The organism is Amycolatopsis sp. NPDC051045 (assembly GCF_040682955.1).
GTDB lineage: Bacteria > Actinomycetota > Actinomycetes > Mycobacteriales > Pseudonocardiaceae > Amycolatopsis.
In genome coordinates this window covers 1-12,876 of the sequence record NZ_JBFBCC010000052.1, presented here as the reverse complement: position 1 = coordinate 12,876, position 12,876 = coordinate 1, and the positions used below count along the sequence as shown (strand labels likewise).

At 67.8% G+C, this 12,876-nt stretch carries 9 protein-coding genes and 2 pseudogenes; 4 read left to right on the top strand and 7 right to left on the bottom strand.

Features of this window, described 5'->3' with window-relative positions; all coding sequences use genetic code 11:
* Positions 1-285 precede the first annotated feature (285 nt).
* On the bottom strand, positions 286-1,230 hold the full coding sequence (locus tag AB0M80_RS43740) for a glycoside hydrolase family 5 protein (RefSeq protein WP_364576459.1): 945 nt from the start codon (positions 1,228-1,230) through the stop codon (positions 286-288).
* Between the two features lie 11 nt (positions 1,231-1,241).
* Positions 1,242-1,484, bottom strand: coding sequence for a hypothetical protein (locus AB0M80_RS43735; RefSeq protein ID WP_364576458.1), 243 nt, complete (start codon positions 1,482-1,484; stop codon positions 1,242-1,244).
* A gap of 102 nt (positions 1,485-1,586) precedes the next feature.
* Here AB0M80_RS43735 and AB0M80_RS43730 point away from each other — a divergent pair, with 102 nt between their 5' ends.
* Entirely contained in the window at positions 1,587-1,970 is a 384-nt protein-coding gene (locus AB0M80_RS43730) for an IS5 family transposase (protein ID WP_364576457.1), read from the top strand.
* Positions 1,909-2,412, top strand: a pseudogene (locus AB0M80_RS43725) (IS5 family transposase); the annotation flags it as partial. The gene AB0M80_RS43730 and the pseudogene AB0M80_RS43725, both read left to right, overlap by 62 nt.
* Before the next feature lie 71 nt (positions 2,413-2,483).
* On the opposite strand, the pseudogene AB0M80_RS43720 reads toward AB0M80_RS43725, so the two are convergent.
* The 5 genes and pseudogenes from AB0M80_RS43720 to AB0M80_RS43700 all read right to left on the bottom strand — a co-directional run.
* Positions 2,484-3,020: pseudogene (locus AB0M80_RS43720) on the bottom strand (transposase family protein); the annotation flags it as partial.
* A gap of 60 nt (positions 3,021-3,080) precedes the next feature.
* Complete coding sequence (locus tag AB0M80_RS43715) at positions 3,081-6,563, bottom strand: hypothetical protein (protein WP_364576456.1); 3,483 nt, start codon at positions 6,561-6,563, stop codon at positions 3,081-3,083.
* A 472-nt stretch (positions 6,564-7,035) separates the two neighbouring features.
* Positions 7,036-7,821 carry a MerR family transcriptional regulator gene (locus AB0M80_RS43710; RefSeq protein ID WP_364576455.1) on the bottom strand — a complete coding sequence of 262 codons (786 nt, stop codon included), beginning with the start codon at positions 7,819-7,821 and terminating at the stop codon, positions 7,036-7,038.
* A 4-nt stretch (positions 7,822-7,825) separates the two neighbouring features.
* A complete protein-coding gene (locus tag AB0M80_RS43705) occupies positions 7,826-8,989 on the bottom strand; it encodes a serine hydrolase domain-containing protein (protein ID WP_364576460.1) in 1,164 nt (387 codons plus the stop codon).
* 546 nt (positions 8,990-9,535) lie between these two features.
* Entirely contained in the window at positions 9,536-10,501 is a 966-nt protein-coding gene (locus AB0M80_RS43700; RefSeq protein WP_364576454.1) for a YafY family protein, read from the bottom strand.
* A gap of 94 nt (positions 10,502-10,595) precedes the next feature.
* Between AB0M80_RS43700 and AB0M80_RS43695 the strand changes: the two genes are divergently transcribed.
* Entirely contained in the window at positions 10,596-11,582 is a 987-nt protein-coding gene (locus AB0M80_RS43695) for an NADP-dependent oxidoreductase (protein WP_364576453.1), read from the top strand.
* A complete protein-coding gene (locus tag AB0M80_RS43690) occupies positions 11,579-12,649 on the top strand; it encodes a winged helix DNA-binding domain-containing protein (RefSeq protein ID WP_364576452.1) in 1,071 nt (356 codons plus the stop codon). The genes AB0M80_RS43695 and AB0M80_RS43690 overlap by 4 nt, the downstream gene beginning before the upstream one ends.
* Positions 12,650-12,876 lie beyond the last annotated feature (227 nt).

The following is a 12,876-nucleotide window of genomic DNA, read 5'->3' as shown; positions in this document are numbered from 1 at the left end:
CACCCATGCCGACCAGCCCGTCCGCATCATCGGCGAACCGATCTGGCCGAACCGCACCGACGACGAATACCCCGCCTGCGCCCAGCACGAAGCCCGGTACTCGGTGTCAGCTCGGTCAGCCAACTCGCCGAATGCCTTGGCGCCCTGACCTGAACTGGACGAGGCACAACGGCACCGCCTCGACACCCTCCGGGATCACGTCGTCCGGGCAGGATCACTTTCACCGCGCCGGCTTTCGCATCTCCGTCATCAGCGAGCCGCCGCCCGTGCTGGAGTTTCGTCCGTTCACCGCGGGATTCCGGCGGTGGGGTCCCGGTCGTCGAGGAGCGCCTGTCGCAACGGCTCGCGCCAGGCCGCGAGCTCCAGGTCGAAAGCGCCGAAGTCCGTGCCGAACTCCCAGTAGGCCCAGCTCATGCCGAGGCGCTCGGCTTCGGCCCGTACGAAGGCCGTCCACCGCGCGCGGGACGACATGTCAGCCTCGGAGAAGGCGCCGAACTCGCCGATGAACAGGGGAAGCCGCTGTTTCCGTCCCCACGCCGCGACCTTGGCCAGATCATCGCGTACGGCGTTCTCGTCGGCGGTATCCCCCCACGTGCGGCCGAGCCATCGCTCCGCTCCCGGAACCCATCCGGCGCCCTGATGGGTGAACTCGAACGGTGCGTAATAGTGCATCGTGGCGATCAGGTGGTCGTCGTCGGGCACGGCGAGTGCGGGCAGCGCGTCGGGGCTGTTCATCTCGGCAGGCCCGATGATCACGGTGCGCTCGGGGTTGGTATCACGCACGACGGCAAGAGCCTCTGCCAGGACGGCGTTCCATCGGTCCGCCGTGAGGTGACCGCGTGGCTCGTTGAGCAATTCGAAGCAGAGCCGCCCGGAGTGGTCGGCATAGCGTGACGCGATTTGCCGCCAGAGCGCGAGGAAGCGTGGCAGGTGCTCGTCCGGCGCGGTGCAGAGCTCGTGGTAGTGGTGGACGTTCACCACCACCTGCAGACCGCGGCCGAGTGCCGCGCCCACACCCGCGTCAACGCGCTGGAAGAACGCCGGATCGATGGAATACGGCGGGAGGGCCTCCGCGTGTGCCGACCACCGGACCGGCAGGCGGACGGTGTCGAAACCGGCCTTGGCCAGCTCGTCGAAGTGCCGCTCATCGAGCGCCAACTCCGGACCGTCACCCAACGCGTCGAGCGCGTTGCCGAAATTGATTCCTCGCCCAAGCCACGCGTTCACCATGCCTCCCGGCGTCACTCGAGACGATAGGCCCGGATGATCGTCTGGTCCACGGTGTTGCCCGCCTTGTCGGTCGCGGTCGCCCGGAACGACGCGAAGGTGGCGTGGGCCGGGTGCCAGAGTCCGGCCGTCCAGTGGTCCCCGGTGCGCGCCACCGCGGTGGGCAGCCAAGTAGCTCCGTCGTCATAGGACACCTGTACGGTCAGCTTCGTGACCTCCGCCTCCGAGCCCGTGTGCTGGACGCTGACCGGAACCACGAACGGGACACCGGCCGGCGCCTGGTTGGCGTTGTCCAGTCGCGGCGCGAACTAGGGCGTGTTTCCTGGATCTTGATCTAGGGATCGGGTAGATCATGTCGGGTGTTTGATCGGCACGATCTGCGTGATGAGGAATGGGAGCGGCTGTGGTCGTTGCTGCCTGTCAATCCGGGCCGCGGCGGCCGGTGGGCTGATCACCGGGCCACGATCAACGGGGTCTTCTGGCGGCCCCGCACCAGGTCTCCGTGGCGGGACATGCCTGCCGAGTACGGAAACTGGGTGACGGTCTACAAGCGGCACAACCGGTGGTCGACCGATGGGACCTGGGCAGCGGTGCTGGACCGGTTGCGGGCCGGGTGTGATGAGGTCGAGGGGACGGACTGGACGGTCCGGGCGGACTCCACCGTGGTCCGCGCGCACCAGCATGCCGCCGGAGCCCGCCACGACCCGGCCGCCGAAGCTGACACAGGGGGCGCGAGCGAATGACACGAAATCCCCGGCCGACCACCAGGCCTCAGGGCGTTCCCGTGGCGGGCTGTCCACCAAGATTCATCTGGTCGCCGACCGGCGCTGCCGGCCGATCGCGCGGTTGACCAGCCCGGGTCAGCATGGTGACTCGCCCCGTTTCACCCCTCTGCTGCAGCAGATCCGCATCCGTCGTCGTGGTCCGGGCCGGTCCCGGGTCCGGCCGTCCCGGGTGATGGCGGACAAGGCTTACTCCTCCAGAGCCAATCGGGCCTACTTGCGCGGGCGCGGGATCAAGGCGGTGATCCCGGTCGAGGAAGACCAGAAAGCCCACCGCCGCAAGCGTGGCTCGGCCGGTGGGAGGCCGCCGGTCTTCGACGCCGAGTGCCACAAGGACCGCAACACCGTCGAACGCTGCATCAACAAGTTCAAAGCGTTCCGGGCGGTTGCGACCCGGTACGACAAGCTCGACATCATCTACCAGGGCACCGTCGATGTCGCCTCGATCAAGATCTGGCTGCGCGACCCCGTCCCATGGTCGCGCAAGATCTTGAAGTTCTTCATCCGGGACAGAACGTGCTCGACGCGGGCACGGATCGTGCGGTGGGTGGCGTTGAGGGCCTCCTTCCACTCCGGCAACTCACTGCCGTCACGAGGTTTGCGATAAGGCATGACCACCTCCAGGTTGCCTTGATAGCCACCATCGGCCATGACCGGCCGTCCGGCGAGCTGCTCGGCAATGCCGGAGTCCCGATAGACGGTGCAGTCGTTGCGGCTGCCCGGTCGCGGGTCACCCGTAGCGATCACCAGCCGCGTCCCGGCATCGATCGCGACCTGCACGTTGGTCGAGTACCGGTAGTTCTTCGACGGGCTCGCCAACCGGTGATCCCGGGTCGGGACCAGCAACACCCGATCTGCCAGCGGCAACGCCCACCGCCGGCCCAGACGACCGTCCGCGATCTCATCCCCGCCCCGTCTCGCGACCACCCGCACCAGCTTCCGGAACTGGCCCGGCTCCAGCCCGGTGAACGGGGCAATCCACTCCGGCCGCGACGCTGTGATCACCTGCACCACAACAACATCATCAACCACCGGCCCCGCCGGCCCAGTACCGGGGTTACGAGACATCCCTTAGGCGTTGTCTCTCTCCAGCTTTTCATACCATCGTTGTTGACGGCGACCTTCCGCAGGGTTGAGACGAGACAGCTCTCGCCACGCCGACTTCCATGCGAACGCCACCCTGGCAAATTTGTCGCCACCTCCATCCGCATGCCGACGGTACCCTTTTCCGGCTTCCTGCAGAAGCGCCATCCTGCTGCTTTCTTCCTCCTCCAGTAAGGCTTGGGCGTGATCAAGGAGCGCGCCGTTCACTGTTTCATCGCCGCGCCGCAGCGCTTCTTCCGCGTGGACACCGACTCTCGCTTCCATTACCTGGGCGTCTATTTCAGCGGGATCGCCCACCTTCCAGTTCGCCCGGAGCATCGCCAGGTACAGCAAGGGCTCGCCCATCCCGGTAACCTTGCCAACCGCTTGCCACAGGACTCGTTCCACCTCGCCGAGATGTTCGACAGAGGGGCGTTTCCGACCCTTGGCCAACTCGGACTCCACATACAGGGTCACCAGTTGATACTGCGGCTTGCCGCACCGCACCGAGTCTTCCCAAGCGTGCTTCAGTATCGCCCCCGCATGCTCCGGAACCTGCTCGTGCACCTGCCCGGTGAGGCGTGAGACGTATTCCTTCCTGTGTTGATTTTTATCCCATCTCTTCCGTAATATCTTCTGGCAGCGGATATATGTCACGAGGAAGACTTTGTACAGCACACGTACTTTCCTGGCCTCGACCCCGTCCAAGCGGAAGATGCCGCCCGCGTCGAGCAGACCAAAGGCCCATCGACTCCACCGGTAGAGCACGTAGTTCTGGCTGAGGCTCCACCACCTGCTGTTCATGAAGACGTGGAAATATTCCAGCTCGTCGATCAGCTCGTCCAGCACGAGCTCGTCGTCCACGTACTGCCGTTCGAACTTCAAGTGCTGCTTCTGTAGCTGGATGTCGTCCCGAGCGTCGTCTTCGGCTCTCTCGGCGGAGGCCGCGAGTATCTCTATCACCACTGTTCTGAGCACCTGGTTCGGCGTGCTCCTCACCACAGCCGCCGACCGCCGTTCGAGATCGTGCGGAAGAAAGGCGCGCAGTGCCCGCGCCCAGTTGAGCAGCGGCCGGTAGTCCGTTTCGTAGCAGTGAACCAACCGATCCGGGAGATCACCCAGCTCACACAGCTGCGCTCGCAACGCCTGCCACAAATCGCTGCGCAAGCCTTGGAGGTCCGCCTTGGTTCCCACCTGGTCGAAGCGCCGCGTCGCCACCACGACGCTCAACAACGTGTTCGCGCGGGAGCGGCTCCACCGCGCGGGCGCGCAGTAGTCCTGGATCGCCTTGTTCAGCCTTCGGCGGCGTTCACTGGCCTTCTCCAGCACCACCTGGGCGATGACCTGGTGCCGTGCCTCGTGCTCCCAGGGCGCGGATTCGATCCAGGGGTCGCGGTTCGAACGGTTCTTGATGTCGGCTCCCGGCACCAGAGATCGGAGCAGCTCTTCGCTCAGCGAGGTGTTCGCCGCAGTCGCCAGGCACACCTGGAAGTAAGCCTCCTGATCGGCCTCCCCGAGATTTTCGAGCTCGGCCGTCAACAGTGTCCACATCGCGTCGCCGTAGACCGCGCGCAGCATCGCCACCAGCACCGGTGGACTATCGTGTGTGATCAGCCGGATCTGCTCGTCCCTGGCCGCCAGCGACACGAACTTGTTGAGGTTCGGCCACTTCCTCGTGATGGTTTTCTCGTCATAGGTCTGCGCGACGTGCACGTGCGCTGTTGTCAGCAGGTCGACCAGGCCGACTGCCTCGGCGTGGTCGACCGGGCTCAGCGTCGCGTGGAGGATCGATACCCGGAATCTGAGACGGTCGATCGGGCTGTGCCGACCTTCGATCAGGACCACGATTTCGTCGCCGTGATGTGGGCGTTCCAGCAGCGCGAGCCTGAGACTTTCCCGGGCCACCGCGGTCATGTCGCCCAGCAGCGGATACACCACGACGACCGTCGGCAAGGGGCCGTGGCCACCGAGCGCCGCCACGAGGTCCTGGCGGAACCGCTCCACCGGGCGGAGGTCGAAGTCCTCCTGGGACAACCAGGCGACGAACACGTGTGTCTCGCACGTCGTCACCGCCAGCCGGTTGAGGAACGAGGTCTTGCCGTCTCCGGCCTGGCCCGAGAATCCGATGGCTCGGCCACCTGCCTGGTCCGTCAACCATTCGGCGAACTGCGCCTCGTCCATGTCCACGCCATCGACCTCCACGCGACGCTCCACGATCCTTGCGTGCACCGCGTGTTCCGGCCTGAGCGGAACGCCGTCGAGCACGTCGTCCCACTTCCGCTGATACGCCGGGTCCGCCCGGATCACGGTGAAAGGCGGATCCGCGAGTTCGGCGTACACAGTCATGGCCAGCCGGCTCAGGCGTCCGTTCTCGGGCGGTTCGCCGTTCGCCTGGAGCTCGATCGCTTCACACCGTGCCGACTCGGCGCCTGCGTGTTCGGTCACCGCGGTGGCGAAGGCCGGATGCCCGGCCAGGAGATGGACGGGGATCACCGGCGGGGTGTTCGCGGCTTGGTGGATGTGGGTGTGTTGCTCGATGTGCGTGTTCTCCCCGGTGGCGACGATGCCGGGAACATCGCCGTGGACCGTCACAGAACGGCCGGTAGCCGGACCCGAGAGCCGTTTGACGGTGTCCGAACCGGCATGTGCCAGGCCTGGTGAGGGTGGCCCACCGCCACCGGCCGTCAAGTTGTCGTCGCGCGAACGTAAGAGAGCATCGCGCAGACCGATGACAAAGAGCTTGACCTGGCCATAGACCACTCCGCCGGTATCGGCCGGTTTGCAGATGCCGATGTGGTCCGCATCGACGGGGATCGGCCGCTGTCCGGGAAGGCCGGGATTGGCCGAGTCCGCGTCGACCACCTGCACACCCCGGGTCGGCTGGGTCTCGTAGAAGACCCTGTGCTCAACCTGGACGTCACGCTGCGCGATCCAGTCCCGGTAGCGGTCGTTGAGTTGCCGCAGATGCGCGCTGTTGCGCTCCAGGGCATCGACCGCGGAAGTCTTGCGGTAAACCACGCCCAGCGCCTTGACGATGGTCCTGGTGACGACGTCGGAGCCGGTGTGCGGGGTGGCGAGGAACACCACGCCGCGGGTGGCGGTGGCGAACTCGGCGTAGCCGGCACGGCCCTCGGCGGCGTGCAGCAGCATCTCCTTGACCACCAGGCCGCCCATGCTGTGGGTGACGAAACACAGCGGACGCTGCCCGATCCCGTGGTTCTCGAGCTGGGCGAGCAGGTTGATCGCACGGTCCTGGATCGGCATCGCATTTCCGATCCAGCGGCTCGATGCCGCGTCGTAGCCGAGTGACCAGACACCGGCGCCGGGGACGTCCTGCGCTAGCCAACCAGGCCAAAACGAGTTCTGCTGCTTGCCAGACCAGCTCTCTCGAGGGTCGCCGTCGAGACCGTGTACGAAGACAACGTCCAACACCACGTCCTCAGCCGCGCTCACCTTGACGAGCTCGGTCACCAAGTACCTCCACGCACTTATACCCGAATCCGGGTGCGCCCCGGATTCGGCGCGCTAAGTAGTCGCTTTGGGCTCCAGCACCGTTACACGCCCGATCACTGTGCGTGAACGACCTATGTCGCTGATCGAGCGTTGACGAGAAGCCGATCACCTCCGATGCCAGGACTCGGCGCCTTTGGCGAGCAGGACAAACCCCTTTCCGCCACTCCTCGCGCGGTACTCGGCGAGACACATGCTATGAGAGAGCCACACCAATGCCAACGGCAAGCAGCCGCTGTGAGCGAGCGACCCACCGAGCACCTGGACCAGAGTCTGGCCGGACCTGGTCCTGGCGCCCAGTGTGTTAAGTAGCCGACGAGCGGACGAGGCACCCCGATGAACGGGGTAAACCGGAGACCGGCCTCTCCGGCCCCGCAACCGCACCGCCGACGGTCCCGTGCACGCCGTACCGAAAGACCGGGAGCACGCGCGGTCAGCGGGAATCCGGTCTGGGGACGTGGATGCCGGCGGCGCGGAGCTTGGTCTCGAACAGCGCGGTCAGCCGCGCCGTCGCCGGGGTTTGTTCTTCGCCGTGGTGGGCGATCAGCGTGTAGCGGGTTGCGGCCTCGGTGCGGGCTTGCAGGCCGGTCACGGTCTTCAGCAGGGCGGGATCGGCGAGGTAGTGGTCGGCGACGGCGGTGGCGAGTTCGTCGATGCGGGGGTCGTCCGGTTCCCAGGCCGCGGCTTCGGCCGCGCGCCGGGTCAACGCGACGAGGTGGGTGTCCTGCAGGGCGTGCTCGAAGTGGGTGAGGTAGTCGTCGAAGCCTTCGGGGACCAGGGCCTTGGCCAGTACCCAGCCCTCCCTGGTGGCCGCCACCTCGTCGGCGGGGAAGCCGAGGGCGAACATGTGTTCCAGGAGCGCCACCGCTCGATCGGGCAGCAGCGCACGGTCACCATCGGCGAGCCGATGCAGCGTGTCACGCCGCGCGATCAGCTCGTCGATCCGTTCGGTGAGCTGCCGCCCGACGTCGGCGAGCGCGGCGGCGAACCCCGCGGCGTCGGCGTCGAGCAGGCTCCCGATCTCCGCCAGCGGCACCCCGGCGGCGGCCAGCGTCCGGGCCTGCACCAGCCGCAACAGGTCGGCCGAGCCGTACCGCCGGTAGCCTGAGCTGTCGCGTTCGGGCTCCTCGACCAGGCCGAGCTTGTGATAGTGCCGCACCGTCTTCACCGTGACACCGACGAAGGACGCTGCCTGCCCGATGGTGACCCCGTTCCTCATGTGCTCAGTCTGCCGCCTGAGCCGGATCGGGCCGCCCGCTGCGGAACACCTCGTCGACGAGCCGTTGCTGGGCGTTCCGGAACGCTGACGCGATGGCCAAGGCGGCGTCGTCCACGCAGTTCAGCGCGGCGGTGAGGGTTTTGCTGCCATCCGGCGTGCTGTACATCAGCGCCGCGTGGCCCACGGTGGCGCCGTTGTGGGCGATGACGGTGCCGCCGTCGTCCGTGGTCAGCACGAACACGCCCAGGCCGTAGTCCATGCCGGGGATGCCGGTCGGGTGCGGGGTACACATCTCGGCCAGCAGTTCGGGCGGCAGCAGCCGGCCACTCATCAACGCGGCGATGAACGTGTGGAGGTCCTGAGTGGTCGAGATCATGTCACCGCCGGTGGAGATCCAAGACGGGTTGTGGCGGGTGATGTCGATCGTCTTCTGCTCGCCGGCTTCCTCGTACCGGTAGTAGGCGTGGGCGTGCGGTTCAGGGATCTCCGGCGAGGCGCCCGGAACCACGGTGCCGGACAGTCCGAGCGGTTTGACGATCCGCTGCCGCATCTCCTCGGCGAACGAGTGACCGGTCACCTTCTCGATCAGGAGCCGGGCCAGTACGTAGTTGGTGTTGGAGTAGCTCCAGCCCGTCCCCGGCTCGAACCGCGCCGGCTTGGCCACCGCCAGCCGCACCAGTTCCTGCGGGTGGTGGGTCGTGAACCGGTTGGCCACCCACTCCGCGCCCGTGCTGCCGTAGGGAATGGGGATCCCCTGCGCGATCGTCCCGTCCTCGCACACTTCGCCGGTGAAGTTGAACACCCCGCTGGTGTGCTGCAGCAGCATCCGCACCGTGATGCGTTCGTCGAGCCCGAACTCGGGCAGGTAGTCCGCCACCGGGCCGTCCAGCGCGAGCTCGCCCTCGGCCACCAGCTGCAGCACCAGGGTTGCGGTGAAGGTCTTGGTGTTGGAACCGATCCGGACGTGCCCGTTGATCGGCGGCTTCGCGGTCCCGCCCAGTTCGGCCGTCCCGGCACTGCCGGCCCACTCTCCCCGCTCGTCGTGCACGCGCAGCGACACGCCGACGAAACCGGAATCGACGATCTCTTCGATCGCCTTCCGCAGCTCCGGCCGTTCGGGCCCGGCGACTTCGAGGGCGGCGGTGATCTTGCGGGCCATCTCGGCCATGGTGGGGGTGGGCCTGTCCTGCTGGGTGGCTTCGATGGCGAGCAGGACGGTATCGCGGAAATGGCCGGCCTCGGCCGGATCCTGCTGGTTCAGCAGGGTCATGGCCGCGGTCAGGGCCGGTAGTACCTGGTCGGCGAGCGCGGCGGCGGACCTGCCCCGCAGATCGATGTCCTTCGACTTCGCCGCGAGCACGTGCCCGAGGGGGCCGGTCGCCGACGCCAGGGCGATGCTGCCGTCGATGGCGATCTCGACGGGCTTGCCGGCGGCGCCGGCGGCGGCCATCAGCGAAACCGCGCCGTACGCGGCGGTTCGCAGAGTGCTCCGGTCCTGTTCGGTCAAGGCGATGGACATGACGGTGTGCTCCTTCGGCTCTGTCGTTCCCGGCCGGTGTGGTGCGCCGGTGCGACGAGCTTCCGGCCTGACCCAAGGTCAACCTCAAGCGTGATCTGGTTCACAGCGGTCAGCGGCCGGACATCCGCACATGCCGATGAGCGGGTAGGTGGGCGGCTGGTTGAGTCGTAGACCGGTTCCCGGCCGAGAACTCCGTCATATTCCCTCTGTGGTCGGGCCGCTGGCCCGCATGAACCGGGTGCCCCATTCGAGCAGGTGCGCGGTGAATTCAGGTGGCCCGAGCACCTCGAAGTCTGCGCCGACGTTGCCCAGCGCCTGTGTTGGCCAGTCCAGACTGGCCGAGATCATGGTGAGGTGGCAGCGGTCCTCTCCGGCGGGCTCGACCGTCCCCCACTGGCCGACCATCTGCCGTACCCGCGCCTCGGGTGCATGGACCAGGACCCGGACCGTGTGAGCAGCGGGAGCGCCGACGCTGGTGTGCACGAAGGCCGCCGCGTCCTCGGCGGGCAGCTTGCGCGGCAAGAACCGGGCCCCGGTCGGGCGGGGGTCGGTCAGCCGGTCCAGGCGGAAGCTGCGCCAGTCGTGCCGGGTCAGGTCGTAGGCGACCAGGTACCAGCGTCCGCCGTGGGCGACCAGCCGGTGCGGCTCGACTTCGCGTTCGGTCGGCGCGGCACCTCGTGCCGCGTAACCGAACCGGAGACGTTCCTCGTCCCGGCATGCCTGGGCGACTGCGGTGAGGATGCCGGCCGCGACGATCGGTCCGGCCGAGGCCGGCGAGACAGTCATGGCGCGCAACGTGTCCACTCGTGCGCGCAACCTGGGCGGCAGGACCTGCACGACCTTGGTGAGCGCCCTGACGGCGGCTTCCTCGATGCCGCCGATCCCGCTCTGCGCGGCATCGCCCATGCCGACCGCGAGGGCGACCGCCTCCTCATCGTCCAGCAGCAGCGGCGGCAGGACGGCGCCTGGCGCCAGCTGGTAGCCGCCGTCGGTGCCCCGGGAGGCTTGGACGGGGTACCCCAGCTCGCGCAGCCGGTCGATGTCGCGGCGCAGGGTGCGCTCGGAAACGTCGAGCCGGTCGGCCAGGTCGGGTCCGGTCCAGTGCCGATGGGTCTGCAGGAGCGACAGCAATCGCAGGGCGCGGGAGCTGGTGTTCGCCATGTTTCCATCCTGACATGAGTTCAGGACACAAAGTGACCGGAAGCCTGTCTAGTGTTCTCCACGAGGGCGGAAACCGACCGATGGAGACACCACGATGATCACCCGCGAGATCCAGCTGACCAGCCAAGTCACCGGCGTTCCCGGCCTGGAGCACTTCACCGCCGCCGAGGCCGACATCGACGGCGAGGTGCTGGTGCGCACCGAACGGTTGGGGCTGGCCGCCACCTACCTGGAGCTGATGCGCGCCGACTGCCACCTCCCGGTGCCGGCGTGGCAGCCGGGTCAGCGGGTGGGCGTGGCCGCGATCGGCACCGTCGTCCGCTCAGCCGGCGACGCGCTCCAGGTGGGCGACCTGGTCCAGTCGATGACGGGCTGGAGCGAGTACTCCGCCGGTCCCGCCGAGTCCTACGTCAAACTCGACCGCGACGCGTTCCCCGATCCCGGCTTCCACCTCGGCCAGGGCCCGACCGCCTTCTACGGCATGGCCGACATCGCGGAGGTGGGCGTGGGAGATGTCGTGTTCGTGTCCGGCGCGGCGGGCGGTGTCGGTTCGCTGGCCGGCCAGATCGCCAAGCAGCTCGGCGCCGCGCGGGTGATCGGCAGCGCGGGCAGCGCGGCGAAGGTCGACTACCTGGTCAACGAACTGGGCTTCGACGCCGCGTTCGACTACCACGACGATCCCGCCGCACGGCTGAAGGAACTGGTACCCGAGGGCATCAGCGTGTTCTTCGACGTCGTCGGCGGCGCGCAGTACGACGCCGCACTCCAGGCGGCACGGCCGGGCGCGCGGTTCGCGCTGTGCGGCTCGCTGTCCAGCCAGCTCGGCGACGCCGCCGAGCGATTCCCGCAACCAGACCGCACCGAAGCGGAACGCAGGGGCGTCGTGCTGTCGCCGTTCTCCTGCTACCACACTCCAGAGCAGATCTCGGCCTGGCACAAGCACTTCCGCGCGTGGCTGGACCAGGGACGGTTCGTTTATCCGCAGACTGTGGTCGAGAGCGCGATCACCGATGTGCCACAGGCGTTTCTGGCGCTGCTCCAGGGCGCCTACCGCGGCAATGTCTCGGTGCGTTTGACGTGAGCACGCTGTCGCTTCGTGTCCTGAACCGGGCCCTGCTGCAGCGACAATTCCTGCTGACGCGAACCGAGCACACCCCGCTGGAGGTGATCAGGCGGCTGGTCGCGATGCAGGCCCAGGAGCCGAACTGGCCGTTTGTCGGCCTGTGGAGCCGAATCCGGGAATTCGAGCACGCCGGGCTCACCACCCTGCTGGAGGATCGGCGAGTCGTGCGATCGGGTCTGTTGCGCAGTACTCAGCACCTCACCCGGGCCGACGACTTCCGCCGGTTCCGGCCGCTGCTGCAACCGGTGCTCGACCGCACCGCGAGCGCGGCCTACTTCAGCCGCAACAGCGCGGGCCTGGACACCGGCGAGCTGGTGACAGCCGGCTTGGAGTTCCTCGCCGATCAGGCGATGCCCCGCAGGGAGCTGGCCCGGCGGCTGGCGGAGAGCTACCCGGATCGTGACGGACGGATCCTGGCCGGCGAGGTGGAAATGCGGTCCGCGTTGATCCACGATCCGGCCACCGCCGGATGGGGTGCCTGGGGGACCCGGCCATCCGTGTCGGTCACGGCCGTCGAGGTCGGAGAGCCGGCGAACGCCATGGAGCTGATCCGCCGGTATCTCGCGGCGTTCGGACCGGCCAGTGTCAAGGACGTGCAGGCGTGGAGCGGGTTGACCCGGTTGAGTGAGATCGTCGCGAGCATGAGCGGCGAGCTGCGCCGCTACCGGGATCCGCACGGCAAGGAGCTGGTCGACCTGGCCGATGCCCAGCTGCCCGACGCCGACACCCCGGCTCCTGTGCGGTTGCTGCCCGCATTCGACAACGTCCTGCTCGGGCACACCGACCGGACCCGGATCATCGCCGACGAGGACCGGAAGCGGATCATGCCCGGCCGGGCACTGGTCCTGCCTGCGTTCCTGGTCGACGGCCGCGTGCACGGCAGCTGGTCGCTGTCCGGCGGGGAGCTGCGGCTGACGCCGTTCCGGCCGCTGACGGTGGACAACCGGGCCGCGCTCGAGGACGAGGCTCACCGCCTGCTGCCGTTCGTGGCCGCGGAAAGGGTGTCCTTCCCCGCCCGCCCTTGATCGCCACGACCAGCCTGATCGAAGCTCGAGCGACACCCGGCACCGACTGCGCTTCCCCAGCCACTTACCAATGCAACGAGAGGCGCACCGCGCAGAACCTGCACCTGCGCTCAACAAGGGAACGCACGCTCATGCCGCGGAGCGTGCGCCTCGGCAAGCGGCGCTCGACAGCTCAACGCGGAGACCGGCCGCACCACTGACATAGCTCGTCAGTGCGGGTTCCGTCT